This is a genomic window from Bradyrhizobium sp. dw_411 (assembly GCF_018449695.1).
GTDB lineage: Bacteria > Pseudomonadota > Alphaproteobacteria > Rhizobiales > Xanthobacteraceae > Bradyrhizobium.
In genome coordinates this window covers 441,494-459,946 of the sequence record NZ_JAAVUY010000001.1, presented here as the reverse complement: position 1 = coordinate 459,946, position 18,453 = coordinate 441,494, and the positions used below count along the sequence as shown (strand labels likewise).

Sequence of the window (18,453 nt, the reverse complement as noted above, 5' to 3'; positions counted from 1 at the left end):
GATCACATATGTATCGCTCGCTTGCCGACCGCAAGCGCGGCTTCCTTGACGGCTTCCGAGCGGGTCGGGTGGGCGTGGCAGGTCCGTGCCAGATCCTCGGCGGAACCGCCAAATTCCATCAATACGGCCGCTTCGTGGATCATTTCCCCGGCTTCGCGGCCGACAATGTGCACACCCAGCACCCGGTCGGTCTTCGCATCTGCGAGAATCTTCACGAAGCCGTCAGTGGTCTGGTTGACCTTGGAACGGCCATTGGCGGTAAAGGGGAATTTGCCGACGGTGTAGGCCACGCCGGCCTGCTTCAGCTCTTCCTCGGTCTTGCCGACCGCCGACACTTCCGGCGTTGTATACACAACACCAGGGATGACATCGTAATTCACATGGCCGGCCTGGCCTGCGAGAATTTCGGAAACCGCGACGCCTTCGTCCTCGGCCTTGTGCGCGAGCATCGGTCCCGCCACGACGTCGCCGATCGCGTAGACGCCTTTCACATTGGTGGCAAAATGCGAATCGATCTGCACCCGGCCGCGATTATCGAGCGCGACGCCGGCTTCCTTCAGGCCGAGGCCGTCGGTGTAGGCCACGCGGCCAATACAGACCAGCACGACATCCGCCTCCAGCGTTTCCGCCGTTCCGCCCGCGGCCGGCTCGATCTGCGCAGACAAGGTTTTGCCCGAGGTATCGACACCGGTGACCTTGGCGCCGAGCTTGAATGCAAAGCCCTGCTTTTCGAGGATGCGCTGGAATTGCTTGGCGACTTCGCCGTCCATGCCCGGCAGAATGCGGTCGAGAAATTCCACCACGGTGACCTGTGCGCCGAGCCGGTGCCACACCGAGCCAAGCTCAAGCCCGATCACGCCGGCGCCGACGATCAACAGCTTGCCGGGCACCTTATCGAGCGACAGCGCGCCGGTTGACGACACGATGCGCTTCTCGTCGATCTCGATGCCCTTCAGCCGCGCGACATCCGAGCCGGTGGCGATGACGATGTTTTTGGTCTCGACCGTCTGCATCTTGCCGTCGCTGCCGGTGACCTCGACCTTGCCGGTGCCGAGAATCTTTCCCTTGCCATGGATAACTTCGATCTTGTTCTTCTTCATCAGGAACTCGACGCCCTTGACGTTGCCGTCGATGCCCTGCTGCTTGAAATTCATCATCGAAGGCAGGTCGAGCTTCGGCGCGGAAACGCTGACGCCCATTTTCGCAAAGGAATGCCCGGCCTCCTCGAACATCTCGGAAGCGTACAACAGCGCCTTGGACGGCATGCATCCGATGTTGAGGCAGGTGCCGCCGAGCGTGGCGTTCTTCTCGACCACGGCGACTTTCATGCCGAGCTGTGCGGCGCGGATCGCGCAAACATATCCGCCCGGACCGGTGCCGATAACAACGAGATCGTAAGTAGCCATGATTGAAGTCCTGTAGCTGAATTAAGGTGACAGGTATTAGCGCCCGCCCGACACATCAAGGATGGCGCTGGTCACATAGGATGCTTCGTCCGACATCAGCCAGACGATGGCATTGGCGATTTCATCCGCGGTGCCGACGCGTTTCATCGGCACCATATGACTGAGCTTGTGGGCGCGATCAGGCTCGCCGCCACTGGCGTGAATGTCCGTATCGATCAATCCCGGCCGGATCGCCGCAACGCGAATGCCCTCGCCGGCGACCTCGTGTCCAAGCCCGATGGTGAAAGAGTCGATGGCGCCCTTCGATGCCGCGTAATCGACATAGGTATTGGGCGAGCCCAGTTTCGCCGCCACCGACGACAGATTGACGATGACGCCACCCTTGCCGCCATGGCGCGTCGACATCCGCTTTACCGCTTCGCGGGCACACAGCATGCTGCCGGTGACATTGACCGCCATCATCTGCGAGATGCGTTCGGCCGACATCTCGTCAACGCGCGATGTCCGTCCGACAATGCCGGCATTGTTGATCAGCGCGCCGAGCGTTCCGAATTCGTCGGCAGCCTTGAACAGCGCCAGGATATCGCTCTCGCGACTGACATCGCACTTCACCGCGATGGCTTTGCCGTTCTTTGCCTCGATGGCGGCGACCACCTCGCGGGCGGCCGCTTCGTTGCTGGCATAGCCGACGCAAACCCGAAAGCCACGCGCGGCGGCCGCGATCGCGGTCGCGCGGCCGATGCCGCGGCTTCCGCCGGTGATGATGGCTACTTTGTCGGTCACATTTTCCCCCGTACGTCTCGAACCATGATCACGCGATCGATCAAGCCGCGTTCTGTCTTAACGGCGCGCCGGCATTGATGCCCATACCGGCAGCGCACGGCGATATGCGATTGAATCGCCGGGCACGGATTGGATTCGAACGCCACGGATTCCTCAGAGGTCCAGCACCAGCCGCGCCGGATCCTCAAGGCTCTCCTTGACGCGCACCAGGAACGTCACCGCTTCCTTGCCGTCGATGACACGGTGATCGTAGGACAGCGCCAGATACATCATCGGGCGGATCTCGACCTTGCCACCGATCGCGACCGGGCGATCCTGAATCTTGTGCATGCCGAGAATGGCCGACTGCGGCGCATTGAGGATCGGCGTCGACATCAGCGAACCGTAGATGCCGCCATTGGTGATGGTGAAGGTGCCGCCCTGCATCTCGTCGATCTTGAGCTGGCCGTCGCGTGCGCGGCGGCCGAAATCGGCGATGTTCTTTTCGATGTCGGCGATCGACTTGAGGTCGCAATCGCGCACCACCGGCACCACGAGGCCCTTGTCGGTGCCAACGGCGACGCCGACGTGATAATAATTCTTGTAGATCAAATCCGTGCCGTCGATCTCGGCATTGGCCGCCGGGATATCCTTCAGGGCCTGCACGCAGGCCTTGGTGAAGAAGCCCATGAAGCCCAGTTTGCTACCGTGCTTCTTCTCGAACACGTCCTTGTACTGGGTGCGCATCGCCATGATGTGGCTCATATCGACCTCGTTGAAGGTCGTCAGCATCGCAGCGGTATTCTGCACGTCCTTGAGGCGGCGGGCGATGGTCTGGCGCAGCCGGGTCATCTTCACGCGCTCTTCGCGCGCGGCATCGTCTGCGGGCGACGGGGCGCGGACCTGCACCGCGGCGGCGGGCTGATTGACCGGCGTCGGCGCCGAGGCAGCCTTCTCGATCGCAGCCAGCATGTCGCCCTTGGTGACGCGGCCATCCTTGCCGGAGCCGGGAACGGTCGCGGCATCTATGCCGCTTTCAGCGGATATCTTGCGCACCGAAGGCGCCAGCGGCGCGTCGGCGGGCGCAGCCTTGGCGGCGGGTGCGGGGGCCGGCGAAGCAGCAGCGGGCGGCGGCGGTGCGGCAGCCTTGGCAGGCGCGGCGGCAGCCGGCTTAGGCGCAGCGCCCGCGGCGCCTTCCGTGATCTGTCCGAGCAACGCGCCGACCGCGACGGTCTCGCCGTCCTTGGCCGAAATTTCGCCGAGCACGCCTGCCGAAGGTGCGGGGACTTCGATGGTGACCTTGTCGGTCTCGAGTTCGACCAAGGGCTCGTCAACGGCCACGGCATCGCCGGCCTTCTTGAACCAGCGGCCGATGGTGGCCTCGGTCACGGACTCGCCGAGCGTCGGAACGCGAATTTCAGTCATGGTGTGTTTCCTCTTGCGTCATGCCGGGACTTGCCCGCGGCATTCGCGCCCTAAACCGGATTTCAAAGAATGAGACGTGGATGCCCGCGACAAAGCGCGGGCGTCCACTTGGGATTTTAGTTCAGCGCCTCGTCCAGCAACGCCTTGAGCTGCGCGAGATGCTTCGACATCAGGCCGGTCGCGGTTGCCGCGGCAGCGGCGCGTCCGGCGTAGCGCGGGCGCTTGTTCGGCGCGTTGATCTGGTTGAGTACCCATTCGAGATAGGGCTCGATGAAGTGCCACGCGCCCATGTTGCGCGGCTCTTCCTGGCACCAGACCAGTTCGGCGTTCTTGAAGCGTCCAAGCTCCTGCACCAGCGCCTTCAGCGGCACCGGATAAAGCTGCTCGACGCGCATGATGTAGACATCGTCGATGCCGCGCTTTTCGCGCTCGTCGTAGATGTCGTAATAGACCTTGCCCGAACACAGCACGACGCGACGGATCTTGTCGTCTGGCACCAGCTTGATCTTTTCATCCGGCAGCATCGCCGCATCATCGTACAGCAACCGATGGAACGTGGTGTTTGCACCGAGTTCATCGAGCCGCGAGACCGCGCGCTTGTGGCGCAGCAGCGACTTCGGCGTCATCAGGATCAGAGGCTTGCGGATTTCCCGATGTAGCTGACGCCGCAGCACATGGAAGAAATTGGCCGGCGTGGTGGCGTGAACCACCTGCATGTTGTCTTCGGCGCACATCTGCAGATAGCGCTCGAGCCGCGCGGAGGAATGCTCCGGGCCCTGCCCTTCATAGCCATGCGGCAGCATGCAGACGAGGCCGGACATGCGCAGCCATTTGCGTTCGCCCGACGAGATGAACTGGTCGAACAACACCTGCGCGCCGTTGGCGAAATCACCGAACTGCGCTTCCCAGATCGTCAGCGCCGTCGGCTCCGCCAGCGAATAGCCGTACTCGAAACCAAGCACCGCTTCTTCCGACAGCAGCGAGTTGATGACCTCGTAGTGGCCCTGATCGCCGCCGAGATGATTGAACGGCGTGTAGCGGCTTTCGTCTTCCTGATCGATCAGGACCGAATGGCGCTGCGAGAAGGTGCCGCGCTCGGAATCCTGTCCGGACAACCGGACGTGATGGCCTTCCTGCAACAGCGTGCAGAACGCCAGGCCTTCGCCGGTCGCCCAGTCGATCCCGACGCCGCTGTCGATCGCCTTGGCGCGGTTCTCCAGGAACCGTTGCACGGTGCGGTGAACCCGGAAACCGTCCGGCACCTTGGTGATCTTGCGGCCGATATCCTTCAGCACGGAGATGTCGACACCGGTGACGCCGCGGCGGGCATCTTCTTCCGCGTCCGCCGACTTGAAGCCGGCCCATTTGCCGTCGAGCCAGTCGGCCTTGTTCGGCTTGTAGCCCGAGCCGGCATCGAGTTCGGCATCGAGCCGGGCGCGCCAGTCGGCCTTGGCCTTGTCGACTTCGCCTTCGGTCATCACGCCTTCACTGACTAGCCGCTTGGCATAGATCTCAAGCGTGGTCGGATGCGAGGCGATCTTCTTGTACATCACCGGCTGGGTGAACGCAGGCTCGTCGCCTTCGTTGTGGCCGTGGCGGCGATAGCAGAACATGTCGATGACGACAGGCTTGTGGAATTTCTGCCGGAATTCGATCGCGACCTTGGCCGCGAACACCACGGCTTCCGGATCGTCGCCGTTCACATGGAAGATCGGCGCATCGATCATCTTCGCCACATCGGACGGATAGGGCGAAGAGCGCGAATAGCGCGGGTAAGTCGTGAAGCCGATCTGGTTGTTGACGATGAAATGCAGCGAACCGCCGGTGCGGTAGCCCTTGAGGTCGGACAGACCGAAACATTCGGCGACTACGCCTTGGCCGGCAAACGCCGCGTCGCCATGCATCAACAGCGGCAGCACCGAAATGCGCTGGTCCGGCGGATCGCCATGTTGGTCCTGCTTGGCGCGCACCTTGCCGAGCACGACGGGATCGACGATTTCCAGATGCGACGGATTGGCGGTCAGCGACAGATGGATGCGGTTGTTGTCGAACTCGCGGTCCGACGAGGCGCCGAGATGATATTTGACGTCGCCGGAGCCTTCGACCGCGTCCGGATTGGCCGAGCCGCCCTTGAACTCGTGAAACAGTGCGCGATGCGGCTTGCCCATCACCTGCGTCAATACATTGAGGCGGCCGCGATGCGGCATGCCGACGACGATCTCCTTCACGCCGAGATTGCCGCCGCGCTTGATGATCTGCTCCAGCGCCGGGATCAGCGATTCCGCGCCGTCGAGGCCGAAGCGCTTGGTGCCGGTGAATTTGAGATCGCAGAATTTCTCGAAGCCCTCGGCCTCGACCAGTTTCATCAGGATGGCGCGCCGGCCCTCGCGGGTGAAACTGATTTCCTTGTCCGGGCCCTCGATCCGCTCCTGGATCCAGCTCTTCTGCGCGGCATTGGAGATATGCATGAACTCGACACCGACCGTCTGGCAGTAGGTGCGCTCGCAGATCGCAACGATTTCCCGCAGGCTGGCGTATTCCATGCCGAGCACATGATCGAGGAAGATCTTGCGGTCGAAATCGCCTTCCGCGAAGCCATAGGAACGCGGATCGAGTTCTTCGCGATCGCGGGGCGCTTCGATGCCGAGCGGATCGAGCTTGGCGTGGAAATGACCGCGCATGCGGTAGGCCCGAATCAGCATCAAGGCGCGGACCGAATCACGGGTCGCCTGATGGACATCGGCCGATGTCAGTTCAGCACCCTTGGCCTGCGCCTTGGCCGCCAGCTTGGCGCCCACAGCCTTTTCGACTTGCGCCCAATTGCCGTCGAGCGCGGAGGTCAGATCGTCGCGCGGCGTCAGCGGCCAATTGTCCCGGCCCCAGGACGGCCCCTCGGCGTTTTTGATCACATCCGCCGGCTGGTCTTTCAGACTTTTGAAGAACTCCTGCCACTCGGGATCGACCGAGGAGGGGTCTTTCTCATACCGGGCGTAGATATCGTCGATGTAGGGGGCGTTTGTGCCCTGCAGAAAGGAGGAGAGAGCAAATGCGGCATTCGCGTCTTGGCGAGACATGATTGCGTCCTGGTGATTTCGGTTCGCGCGTGGAAAACGGCGCAACAGCCGATCCGGGTACCGGACCAGCGGGATAAGCGCCCTTTTACCCTATTTAGGGTGAATGTGCGCCCCGAAAAGAACCAAGAAGTGAATTAGCCCTTCAATTTTTCGACAAGGGTCTTTCCGAGCCGGGCCGGGGACGGAGAAACCGTGATTCCGGCCGCTTCCATCGCCGCGGTCTTGGAACCGGCGTCGCCCTTGCCGCCGGAAATGATCGCGCCGGCATGGCCCATGCGGCGTCCGGGAGGCGCCGTAACACCGGCGATAAAGCCGACCATCGGCTTCTTGCGGCCGCGCTTGGCTTCGTCCTTGATGAACTGGGCGGCGTCTTCCTCGGCCGATCCGCCGATTTCGCCGATCATGACGATCGAGGTGGTCTTGGGGTCGGCCAGGAACATCTCCAGCATGTCGATGAATTCGGTGCCCTTGACCGGGTCGCCGCCGATGCCGACCGCGGTGGTCTGGCCGAGACCTTCTTGAGAAGTCTGGAACACCGCTTCATAGGTCAGTGTGCCCGACCGCGAGACGATGCCGACATTACCGGGCTTGAAGATATTGGCCGGCATGATGCCGATCTTGCACTCGCCCGCGGTCATCACGCCCGGGCAATTCGGCCCGATCAGCCGCGACTTCGACCCGCTCAACGACCTTTTGACCCGAACCATGTCGAGCACCGGAATGCCTTCGGTGATGCACACGATCAGCGGAATTTCAGCATCGATGGCTTCGCAGATTGCGTCCGCGGCACCCGGCGGCGGCACATAGATCACGGATGCATCGGCACCCGTTTTGTCACGCGCCTCGGCCACGGTGTCGAACACCGGCAGGCCAAGATGGGTCGCGCCGCCTTTGCCTGGCGAGGTGCCGCCGACCATCTTGGTGCCATAGGCGATCGCCGCCTCGGAATGAAAGGTGCCGTTCTTGCCGGTAAAACCCTGGCAGATGACTTTGGTGTTCTTGCCGATCAGGATGGACATGGTTGGGACTGCTTTCGCGAAACGATCGATACGGGATCAGTGAATGCGCTTGTAGACGCCGGTGAGCACGTCAGCCCATCCTTCCGCGTCAGGCGAGAACTGGATTTTCATGGCGTAGCTGTTGTCGTCGATGACTTCGTAGACATGGCGCGCGTTGCCGCGCAGCGAACCGCGCACCAGGATCAGGCTCTTGCCGCTCCAGCCCCCGGAGGCCGGTGATGGCGGATAATAGCCGAGCGAATCGTGCCAGAATAATTTGTAGAGCCGGTCGTCGCGGTCGTAGGTGAACACACCGTGGGTGGCAAAGGTCTCCTTGCCGTCACGCAGTTGGACCGTGTCCTGAATGAGATAAAAGCCGTTGAGATCGATGCGCGCCGTGACTTTCGAGGCCGCAGGCCCGCCCGCGGTCCAGCGCGACGGATAGACCATCTCTTCGCCGGTCCACTCGCCGGCAAACACCGCAAGCTTGCGGTGCTCCTCGAGCGGCGTCGGTGCGGCGAGATGGTCGGCGGCCATCGATCTATCCCTTCACGGCCTTGACGATCTTCTGCGCGGCATCGTCGAGATCGTCGGCCGGCAACACGTTGAGGCCGCTCTCCCGGATGATCTTCTTGCCGGCGTCGACGTTCGTGCCTTCAAGCCGCACCACCAAAGGCACCTTGAGGCCGACTTCCTTCACGGCCGCGACCACGCCCTCGGCGATGATGTCGCATTTCATGATGCCGCCGAAGATGTTGATCAGGATGCCCTTCACATTGGGATCGGCGGTGATGATCTTGAACGCCGCGGTGACCTTGGTCTTGTCAGCGCCGCCGCCGACATCGAGGAAGTTCGCCGGCGCCATGCCGTAGAGCTTGATGATGTCCATGGTCGCCATCGCCAAGCCAGCACCGTTGACCATGCAGCCGATAGTACCGTCGAGGGTGATGTAGTTGAGATCATATTTGGAAGCCTCGATTTCCTTGGCGTCCTCTTCGGTTTCGTCGCGCAGCGCCACCACGTCGGGATGGCGGTACAGCGAATTGCCGTCGAACGAAACCTTGGCATCGAGCACGCGCAAATCGCCCTGCTTGGTCACAACCAGCGGGTTGATTTCCAGCATCGCCATGTCCTTGGCGGTGAACGCCGTATAGAGCTGCGTCACCAGTTTCTCGGCCTGCTTGGCGAGATCGCCGGTCAGGCCCAGCGCCTTGGCGACGGTGCGGCCGTGATGGGCCATGATGCCGGTGGCGGGATCGACCGAAAAGGTCACGATCTTCTCGGGCGTGTTGTGCGCGACGTCCTCGATGTTCACACCGCCTTCGGTGGAGACCACGAACGACACTTCGGAGGTTTCGCGGTTGACCAGGATCGAGAGATAGAACTCCTTGTCGATGTCGGAGCCTTCTTCGACGTAGAGCCGGTTGACCTGCTTGCCATGCGGCCCGGTCTGCACCGTGACCAGCGTGGCGCCGAGCATCTGCTTGGCGAATTCATTGACCTCGGCGACCGACTTGGCGATCCGCACGCCGCCCTTGTCGCCGGCGGAGGCTTCCTTGAACTTGCCCTTGCCGCGGCCGCCGGCATGGATCTGGCTCTTCACCACCCAGATCGGACCCGGCAGCGTTTTCGCCGCCACGTCGGAGTCCGAGGCCCGCAGGACCGGAACGCCCTTGGAAATCGGCACCCCGAACTGATGCAGCAGCGCCTTGGCCTGGTATTCATGAATGTTCATTTGGGCGTTTCCCGAACCTTGATGCGCTGAGAATTCCGATCAGCTGCGTCTGGCATACCATATACCAAGAGAACTGCAAATTCAGAATCTCATCGCGTTGCGCTGTCTCAGATGGCCGAAATCCGCGCCGAAAGGCCCGCGAACTTCGAAAAATTGACGCCGGAAATCGATTGGCGCGATTTCCGGCGGTAACTAAATACGCTTAGCGACCAAGCAGATCCGGCGCGATTTTCTTGCAGGCGTCGACCAGACCCTGCACCGCCCCGACCGACTTGTCGAAGGCTTCACGGTCCTTGCCGGCCAGTTCGATCTCGACGATCCGCTCGACACCCTTCGAGCCGATCACGACGGGCACGCCGACATACATGTCCTTCACGCCGTATTCGCCGTTGAGATAGGCCGCGCAGGGCATCACGCGCTTCTTGTCGCGCAGGTAGCTCTCGGCCATCGCAATCGCCGACGCCGCCGGCGCATAGAACGCCGAACCGGTCTTCAGCAGGTTGACGATTTCGGCGCCGCCATTGCGGGTGCGATCTACGATCTCGTCGATGCGCGCCTGCGAGGTCCAGCCCATCTTCACGAGATCAGGCAGCGGAATGCCGGCCACCGTGGAATATTTCACCAGCGGCACCATGGTGTCACCGTGGCCGCCGAGCACGAAGGCGGTTACGTCCTCGACCGAGACATTGAATTCGTCGGCCAGGAAATAACGGAAGCGCGAGGAATCCAGCACGCCCGCCATGCCCACCACCTTCTTGTGCGGCATGTTGGAAGCCTTCTGCAGCGCCCACACCATCGCGTCGAGCGGGTTGGTGATGCAGATGACGAACGCATCGGGCGCGTATTTCTTGATGCCGGCGCCGACCTGCTCCATCACCTTGAGATTGATGCTCAGGAGATCGTCGCGGCTCATGCCGGGCTTGCGCGGCACGCCGGCGGTGACGATGCAGACCTTGGCGTTATCGAGCGCCTCATAGGAATTGGCGCCGGTGAAATGCGCGTCGAAGCCGTCGACCGGCGAGGACTGCGCGATATCGAGCGATTTGCCCTGCGGGACGCCTTCGGCGATGTCGAACATCACGACGTCGCCGAGTTCCTTCAGGCCGATGAGGTGAGCCAGCGTTCCGCCGATCTGGCCGGAGCCAATCAAAGCAATCTTGTCGCGCGCCATGGGAAATCTGTCCTTTGAACACGAAGGAGGGAAGATGGAAGAAGCTACTCGCTGGTTATCCCTTTCGCCTGATACGTTCAAGCGGGAGCATGCTCAATTGTCGATCAGGACCCTGCGTCATTCCGGGGCGCGTCAAAGACGCGAACCCGGAATCCAGAGGTTATTAAATCGAGATTCCGGGCTCGATGCTACGCATCGCCCCGGAATGACGGAGTGTAGGCATCACGTCTCCACCAGCCCGGTACTCGACCCGCTCGCCGCGGAATCCTTGTGTCCGTGGGGTAGCGCCAGATAGGATTCCGAACTCATCTCGATCAGCCGTGACGACGTCCGCTTGAATTCGTTGGCTTCATTGCCCTCGCTCGCGACATAGAGCGATACCGGATCGGCCGCCGCGGAGGCCAACAGCTTCACCGCGTTGTCATAGAGCGTGTCGATCAGGGCGATGAAGCGCTTGGCCGCGTTACGCTCGGCATAATCCATCACAGGTATATGGTCGACCAGGATGGTGTGATAGTCGCGCGCCAGCCGCAGATAGTCGGACGCGGCGAGCGGTTGTTCGCAAATATCCGCGAATGAAAATCGCGCGACGCCATGCGCCGAACACGGCACATGCAACACGCGGCCCTTGATCGTGATATCGCGCGGCTTGCACGGCGCGTCGCCGGTCATCCGCACCCAAGCCTTGTTGAGCGCGGCATCGGCCGCCGCATCCACCGGCACCAGCCACATTTTCACGCCCGCGAGTTTTTCCAGCCGGAAATCCGTGCGCGCATCGAGCCGCAGCACATCCATGTGATCGGAGATCTGCGCAATGAACGGCAGGAACAGCGCCCGGTTCAGTCCGCCTTTATAGAGATCCTCGGGCGCGACGTTTGATGTCGCGACCACCACGGTGCCGAGATCGAACAGCTTGGCGAACAGTCGCCCCAGAATCATCGCATCCGCAATATCAGTGACGTGGAATTCGTCGAAGCACAGCAGCCAGGCCTGGTCGAAGATTCCCGCGGCGGTCAGCGCGATCACATCGCCATCCGGAGTTTCCCCGCGCGCGATGCTCTGGCGCAAGGCAAAAATCCGCTCATGCACCTCGGCCATGAATTCGTGGAAATGCGCCCGGCGTTTGTGCTCGACCGGGCTCTGCTGGAAAAACAGATCCATCAGCATGGTCTTGCCGCGGCCGACTTCGCCGTGGACATAAAGTCCGCGCGGCGATCCCCCGTTTTTGTCGGCAAACAGCCGGCCGAGCAGGCCTTGTTTGCGGGCCGGCTTGTAATGCGCCAGCCGCTGCTCGAGATCCGCGAAGGCATCGGCAGCCGCTGCCTGCGCGGGATCGGCATCGATCGCGCCCGACGAGACGAGAGCCTGATAATGGGCGCGGAACGAAGCGGGCGAGGTAGACAGCATGGCCCATCTTACGGCCCCAGCCGCGCGGAAATTGCAAGCCGCGAATTAGGTGCAGCCGCTATGCGCGGCCGCTCCTATGCGCTGAGCGCGTAGGAATCCTCCACCACATAAGGCCCACCGCCGGTGGACGCCCGCGACGAGAACAGGACGAACCGCGACGCCGTGAATACCCGGGTCGGAAAATAGCCGCGCACCGACAGATAATCCGCGACATCCTGATTGGACGCATCGCGCAACCGCGCCAGCGTGACATGGGGGGTGAATTTGCGGCCCTCGGGATCAAGCCCGATGCGCTGCATCAGCCGTTCCAGCTCGGCCTGCAGCTCGATCAGCGGCCGGCTCGGCACTACCGAAGCCACCACCGCACGCGGTTTCTTGCCACCAAAGCTTGAGAGGCCTTGTAACGCGACCTCGAACGGCTTGCGGTTGACCCGGATCAGCAGCGAGGCGATTTCATTGGCCGCGATACCATCGATATCGCCGATGAAGCGCAAGGTGACGTGATAATTTTCGGGGTCGATCCAGCGTGCGCCCGGAAGGCCGCCACGCAAATTGGAAAGCGTCTGGCCGATCTCGGCCGGAATTTCCAGTCCAGTGAATAATCGCGGCATCGCAGGACTCCCGATGCTGAAACCCGGTACGAATCACCGATCACTAATTTCTACATGACTTATGTGACTCTGCGAAGCATCCCGCGTTAACGGCCCGGCAACATCTGAGCTTAACTTTGCGCTTAAGGTTATCGCTGCCTGTTTTTCAACTGTGTTGCCCGGATATCGTACCGAGAAATGCCTCGACGCTAGGCAAGATGTTTTTGACGATCACGTCAACGCCCTCCGCCGTCGGATGCAAACCATCCGCCTGATTGAGCTTGGGATCGGTGGCGACGCCTTCGAGGAAAAACGGATACAGGGGCACGCCAAGCGATTTCGAGAGATCGGGATAAATTGAGTTGAAGCGCGCGGCATATTCGCTGCCGTAATTCGGCGGGGCGAGCATTCCGCACACAAGAACCGCTATTTTGCGCGCCTTCAGCCGCGTCACGATATCCGTGAGGGCTGCACGGGGCACGTCCGGATTGGTCCCGCGCAAGGCGTCATTGGCGCCAAGTTCGACGATTACGGCCTGCGTGCCCTCCGGGATCGACCAGTCAAGCCGGTCGCGGCCGCCCGAGGCGGTGTCGCCGGACACCCCGGCGTTGATCATATCGACCTCTATCCCCTTGGCTTTCAAAGCTTTTTGCAAGCGCGCTGGAAACGCTGCCGGCGCCGGCAGGCCAAGGCCCGCGCTCAGCGAATCCCCCAGCACCACCATCTTGATCGGCTTCGTCTCGCTCGCGGGCGTCGTCTGGGACTGAGCCAAAGCCGGTTGGGAAAAGACAGGTTCCATGGCCGTCATCGCCAGTCCCAACACGAGCATGTGCGCGAACATTCGCAACCGCCTCTCGACCGCACCGCCGGAAGTGCCATATGACCGATGCATGGACAGCCTCATCGAACCCTCATCATTGACCGGCCATGAGCCGGACACCATTTCCATCTCGAACGTCAATCTCTCGCTCGGCGCGGGCGCGGCGCGCGTTCACATTCTCAAGGACATCAGCCTGCGCGTCGCGTCAGGCGAGGCAATCGGACTGATCGGGCCGTCGGGTTCGGGCAAATCCACCTTGCTGATGGTGATGGCGGGATTGGAACGGCCTGACAGCGGAGAGGTGGTGGTCAACGGTACCCCGTTCAATGCCCTCGACGAGGACGCGCTGGCGCGCTTTCGCGGCCGTCAGGTCGGCATCGTATTCCAGTCGTTTCATTTGATCCCGACCATGACGGCGCTGGAAAATGTCGCGGTGCCGCTGGAGCTGGCCGGCAACCCCGATGCCGCCAAGCGCGCGGCGGAAGAGCTGACCTCGGTCGGTCTCGGCGGCCGCCTGCATCATTATCCCACGCAATTGTCGGGCGGCGAGCAGCAGCGCGTCGCTTTGGCCCGCGCGCTGGCGCCCGATCCCGCAATTCTTGTGGCGGACGAACCGACCGGCAATCTCGATGAGACCACCGGCAAGCAGATCGTCGATTTGCTGTTCACCAAACATGCCGAGCGCGGCATGACGCTGGTGCTGGTGACGCACGATACCTCGCTGGCACAGCGCTGCGACCGCGTGGTGCGGCTGCGCTCGGGCCGGATCGATGTCGCGGAACGCGAAACCGCTTCATGACCCGAAGCATTTCATGACAACCATTTCCGAACCGGTCGCGCGCGGCCGCACCGCATCCCTCCCGCTGCGCTACGCCTTGCGCGAACTGCGCAGCGGCTTGCGCGGCTTTTACGTTTTCATCGCCTGCATCGCGCTCGGCGTGATGGCGATTGCCGGCGTCGGCTCGGTCGCGGCAAGCCTCGGCGAGGGACTGGCGCGCGAAGGCCGCACGCTGCTCGGCGGCGACGTGGCGTTCTCGCTGATCCAGCGTGAGGCCAAGCCGGATGAAGTCGCGCTGTTGCGTTCGCGGGGCCAAGTCTCGGTTGCCGCGACCTTGCGCGGCATGGCGCGCACCGGCGACGGCAAGCTCGCTCTGGTCGAACTCAAGGCGGTGGATAACGCCTATCCGATGCTGGGCGCGGTGACACTCGCGCCGAAAATGCCCGTAGCGGACGTGCTGGCCGAGCGCGACGGCGCCTTTGGTGCGGCCGCCGATCCGACCTTGCTGGCCCGGCTCGATCTGAAAGTCGGCGACCGCGTCACCGTCGGCAACGCAACCTTTCAAATCCGCAGCGTCATCGACGGCGAGCCCGACAAGCTCTCGGGCGGCGTCGGGTTCGGACCGCGATTCCTGGTCAGCGAATCCGCGTTGCGCGCCACGCAATTGTTGCAGCCAGGCAGCCTGGTGCGCTGGACCTATCGCGTCAAACTGCCGGACAATCTGGCCACCGATCGCGGCGCTGCGGCACTCGCCGAGGATGTGCGCAACGCGGTGCCGGAAGCCGGCTGGGAAATCCGCTCCCGCAGCAACGCCTCGCCGCAATTGGAGCGCACCGTCAGCCGCTTCACCCAGTTTCTCACGCTGGTGGGCCTCGCCGCGCTTTTGGTCGGCGGTGTCGGCGTCGCCAATGCGGTCAAGAGCCACATCGATCGCCGCCGCGACGTGATCGCGGCCTTCAAGGCGCTGGGCGCCACCGGCCGCGACGTGTTTGCGATCTATCTGACGCAGGTGACCGTGCTCGCGGTGATCGGCTCGATCATCGGCCTCGTCGCCGGCGCGGCACTGCCGTTCGTCATTGTCGGGGGGTTCGGCAAATTGTTGCCGCTGCCGGTGGTCCCGGCGCTGCATCCCGACGAATTGCTGCTGTCGCTGGTTTACGGTCTCCTGACCGCACTGGCCTTCGGACTGTGGCCGCTCGGCCGCGTGCATGATGTGCCGGTGGCGGCGCTGTTTCGCGAGGCTGTGGTCAGCCAGTGGCACCGGCCTCGCTGGCGTTATCTCGCGCTGATGGCCCTGGTGATCGCGGTGCTGATCGCCGTGGTGATCGGGCTTGCCTACGACAAACGCGTCGCGGCCGTGTTCGTCGCGTCTTCGATCGTGGTGTTTGCGCTGTTGCGCGGCATCGCCGCCGGCCTGATGGCGCTGGCACGCCGACTGCCCCGTACGCGCTTCACCATGCTGCGGCTGGCGATCGCCAATATCTACCGGCCGGGCGCGCTGACGCCCTCGGTGGTGATGTCGCTGGGGCTGGGACTGGCGGTGCTGGTCACGATCACCCAGATCGACGGCAATCTGCGCCGGCAATTCCTGGCGGCGCTGCCGGACCGGGCACCGTCGTTCTATTTCATCGACATCCCCTCCACGGAAGCCGACCGCTTCAGCGCTTTCCTGAAGCAGACCGAGCCGCAATCGACGGTCGAGGATGTGCCGATGCTGCGTGGCCGAATCGTCGCGGCGCGCGGCGTCAAGGCGGAGGATCTGAAACCTTCGACCGACAGCGAATGGGTGCTGCAGAGCGACCGCGGCCTCACCTATACCGGCGAAATTCCCAAGGGTTCGAAGATCGTCGAAGGCCAATGGTGGGGCGCCGATTACGACGGGCCGCCATTGATCTCGATGGAGAAGAAGATCGCCGACGGGCTCAAGCTCAAGATCGGCGACGAGGTCGTCGTCAATGTGCTCGGCCGCGACATCCCGGCCAGGATCGGCAATTTGCGCACCGTCGACTGGCAGAGCTTGGGGATCAATTTCGTGCTGGTGTTCTCGCCGAACGCCTTCCGGGGCGCACCGCATACCCATGTCGCGACGCTGACCGAGACCCACCCGGACGCCACCGGCGACGCCCGGATCATCAAATCGGTGGCCGACGCCTTCCCGATGGTCACGAGTGTGCGGGTCCGCGAAGCCCTGGAAACCATCGGCACGGTTGTCACCAACCTCGTGCTGGCGATCCGGGGCGCCAGCGCGGTCACGCTGATTTCTGCGATTCTGGTGCTCGGCGGCGCGCTCGCCGCCGGTCATCGTCATCGGGTTTACGACGCCGTTATTCTCAAGACACTCGGGGCGACGAGGGCGCGGCTACTCGGAGCCTATGCGCTGGAATATCTGATGATCGGCTTCGCGACCGCCATTTTCGGAGTCATTTCCGGCTCGGTCGCGGCCTGGTTAATCGTGACCCGGCTCATGACACTCAGTTTCATCTGGCAGGCGGGCAGCGCCGCCGGAGTCGTCGCAGCGGCGCTGATCGTGACCGTGGGGTTGGGTCTCGCCGGCACCCTGCTGGCGTTGAACCAGAAGCCGGCCACTGTTTTGCGGAATTTGTGACAAACTGGAAACAATCCCGCAGCGTAATCCCGCCACGTTATGGCTTTGGCCCAAATCGTGCTCTCTCGGAGCGACATTCAGCCGCGCATCGAAGCTTGCAGAGAATGTGTTAGTTTCCCAAATATCAGACAGGGCCAGACGCTGGTTTGATGACATAAAATTAATGTCAGCGATCGGCGTTAATCTGGGATAGGTTTCTTAGCCTGCGCCGCAAACCCTTTGCGCTCCGCCGGACAACCAACGGGAGTTCGACCATGTCGGACCTAGACCGCAACTATGCTTCTCCTTTCGGCCGGGCTGCCGGGCGCGTTGACGCCGCGACCGTCGATGCCGGTCTGCGCGCCTACATGCTGCGCATCTACAATTACATGAGCATCGGCCTGGCCATCACCGGCTTGGCCGCGCTCGGCGTCTACATGGCAGCGGTGACGGCGGACCCCTCCGCCGGCGCGGTGCGGATCGGCACCTCGTATTTGACGCCGTTCGGCTATGCGATGTTCGTAAGCCCGCTGAAATGGCTGTTCATGCTGGCGCCGCTGGCGATGGTGTTCGTGATCTCGGCCGGCATCAACCGGCTGCGGCCCGCGACAGCCCAGATGCTGTTCTGGGTGTTCTCGGCGCTGATGGGCATCTCGCTGTCGTCGATTTTCCTGGTGTACACCCACACCTCGATCGTGCGGGTGTTCTTCATCACCGCGGCGACCTTCGGCGCTCTGAGCCTCTATGGCTACACCACCAAGCGTGACATGAGCGGCATGGGTTCGTTCCTGATCATGGGCCTGTTCGGCATCATCATCGCGAGCGTGGTCAACATCTTCCTCGCCTCTTCGATGCTGCAGTTCGTGGTGTCGGTGGTGGGCGTGCTGGTGTTCGCGGGCCTCACCGCCTGGGATACCCAGCGGCTGAAGAACGACTACATCTACGGCTATGCCTCGCAGGGCGGTGACATCGCGGAACGTGCGGCAATCACCGGAGCGCTGTCGCTGTATTTGAACTTCATCAACCTGTTCACGCTGCTGTTGCAGCTCCTCGGCCAGCGCGACTGACCGGCGGCGAGCAGCCAAAACAAATTGAAGCCCCGGCCTTGTGGCCGGGGCTTTTCTTTTGCGCCGGGCAAAAATACTCTGCGCGCCATGTCAGCACTCGAAATCAGGCCCACCGTTGCGGCCGACCTGCCGTCTATCACCGAAATTTACAAGCACGAGGTCCGCTTCGGCACCGCGACGTTCGAGCTAATCCCGCCCGATCTCGCCGAGATGACCCGGCGCTTCAACACCCTGACGGACGGCGGCTTTCCCTATCTCGTCGCGATCCTCAACGGCCGCGTGGTCGGCTACGCCTATGCCGGGCCGTACCGGCCGCGGCCGGCCTATCGCTTCACGGTGGAGAATTCGGTCTATCTCGAGCCCGCTACACATCGCCGCGGGATCGGCTCGCAATTACTGCAACGCTTGATCGTGGAGTCGGAAGCCCGCGGCTATCGCCAGATGATCGCGGTGATCGGAGATTCCGCCAACGCCGGCTCGATCGGCGTCCATACCAGATGCGGATTCCAGATGATCGGGACCCACCCCAATGTGGGCCTCAAATTCGGCCGCTGGCTCGACACCGTGATGATGCAGTTGCCGCTCGGGGATGGCGGAAGCTCAGTGCCGGGATCGGCGTAATCGGAAAGACTAGTC

At 62.6% G+C, this 18,453-nt stretch carries 15 protein-coding genes; 4 read left to right on the top strand and 11 right to left on the bottom strand.

The genetic code is table 11. The features are described 5' to 3' along the window. Window positions 1-2: 2 nt before the first annotated feature. From lpdA to HB676_RS02120, 11 genes are all read right to left on the bottom strand, one after another. Window positions 3-1,406 carry a dihydrolipoyl dehydrogenase gene (gene lpdA / locus HB676_RS02170; RefSeq protein WP_213735995.1) on the bottom strand — a complete coding sequence of 468 codons (1,404 nt, stop codon included), beginning with the start codon at window positions 1,404-1,406 and terminating at the stop codon, window positions 3-5. Window positions 1,407-1,442: 36 nt separating this feature from the next. Further along, window positions 1,443-2,189, bottom strand: coding sequence for an SDR family oxidoreductase (locus tag HB676_RS02165; protein WP_213735994.1), 747 nt, complete (start codon window positions 2,187-2,189; stop codon window positions 1,443-1,445). Window positions 2,190-2,342: 153 nt separating this feature from the next. After that, on the bottom strand, window positions 2,343-3,593 hold the full coding sequence (odhB, locus tag HB676_RS02160; RefSeq protein WP_213735993.1) for a 2-oxoglutarate dehydrogenase complex dihydrolipoyllysine-residue succinyltransferase: 1,251 nt from the start codon (window positions 3,591-3,593) through the stop codon (window positions 2,343-2,345). A 116-nt stretch (window positions 3,594-3,709) separates the two neighbouring features. Next, window positions 3,710-6,667 (bottom strand): 2-oxoglutarate dehydrogenase E1 component, encoded by a 2,958-nt coding sequence (locus HB676_RS02155; RefSeq protein ID WP_213735992.1) that lies wholly within the window; start codon window positions 6,665-6,667, stop codon window positions 3,710-3,712. Window positions 6,668-6,801: 134 nt separating this feature from the next. After that, complete coding sequence (gene sucD, locus HB676_RS02150) at window positions 6,802-7,686, bottom strand: succinate--CoA ligase subunit alpha (RefSeq protein ID WP_213735991.1); 885 nt, start codon at window positions 7,684-7,686, stop codon at window positions 6,802-6,804. Between the two features lie 36 nt (window positions 7,687-7,722). Then, complete coding sequence (locus HB676_RS02145) at window positions 7,723-8,202, bottom strand: DUF1579 family protein (protein WP_213735990.1); 480 nt, start codon at window positions 8,200-8,202, stop codon at window positions 7,723-7,725. A 4-nt stretch (window positions 8,203-8,206) separates the two neighbouring features. Further along, entirely contained in the window at window positions 8,207-9,400 is a 1,194-nt protein-coding gene (sucC, locus tag HB676_RS02140; protein WP_213735989.1) for an ADP-forming succinate--CoA ligase subunit beta, read from the bottom strand. A 202-nt stretch (window positions 9,401-9,602) separates the two neighbouring features. After that, window positions 9,603-10,571, bottom strand: coding sequence for a malate dehydrogenase (mdh, locus tag HB676_RS02135; RefSeq protein WP_213735988.1), 969 nt, complete (start codon window positions 10,569-10,571; stop codon window positions 9,603-9,605). A gap of 222 nt (window positions 10,572-10,793) precedes the next feature. After that, entirely contained in the window at window positions 10,794-11,978 is a 1,185-nt protein-coding gene (gene zapE / locus HB676_RS02130; RefSeq protein WP_213735987.1) for a cell division protein ZapE, read from the bottom strand. 74 nt (window positions 11,979-12,052) lie between these two features. Then, entirely contained in the window at window positions 12,053-12,589 is a 537-nt protein-coding gene (thpR, locus tag HB676_RS02125) for an RNA 2',3'-cyclic phosphodiesterase (RefSeq protein ID WP_213735986.1), read from the bottom strand. A 145-nt stretch (window positions 12,590-12,734) separates the two neighbouring features. Continuing rightward, a complete protein-coding gene (locus HB676_RS02120) occupies window positions 12,735-13,460 on the bottom strand; it encodes an arylesterase (RefSeq protein ID WP_213735985.1) in 726 nt (241 codons plus the stop codon). Between HB676_RS02120 and HB676_RS02115 the strand changes: the two genes are divergently transcribed. From HB676_RS02115 to HB676_RS02100, 4 genes are all read left to right on the top strand, one after another. After that, a complete protein-coding gene (locus tag HB676_RS02115) occupies window positions 13,459-14,187 on the top strand; it encodes an ABC transporter ATP-binding protein (protein ID WP_213735984.1) in 729 nt (242 codons plus the stop codon). The genes HB676_RS02120 and HB676_RS02115 overlap by 2 nt on opposite strands. 13 nt (window positions 14,188-14,200) lie before the next feature. Next, a complete protein-coding gene (locus HB676_RS02110; protein ID WP_213735983.1) occupies window positions 14,201-16,771 on the top strand; it encodes an FtsX-like permease family protein in 2,571 nt (856 codons plus the stop codon). A 254-nt stretch (window positions 16,772-17,025) separates the two neighbouring features. Next, window positions 17,026-17,817, top strand: coding sequence for a Bax inhibitor-1/YccA family protein (locus tag HB676_RS02105; RefSeq protein WP_213735982.1), 792 nt, complete (start codon window positions 17,026-17,028; stop codon window positions 17,815-17,817). An 87-nt stretch (window positions 17,818-17,904) separates the two neighbouring features. After that, complete coding sequence (locus HB676_RS02100; RefSeq protein ID WP_213735981.1) at window positions 17,905-18,438, top strand: GNAT family N-acetyltransferase; 534 nt, start codon at window positions 17,905-17,907, stop codon at window positions 18,436-18,438. Window positions 18,439-18,453 lie beyond the last annotated feature (15 nt).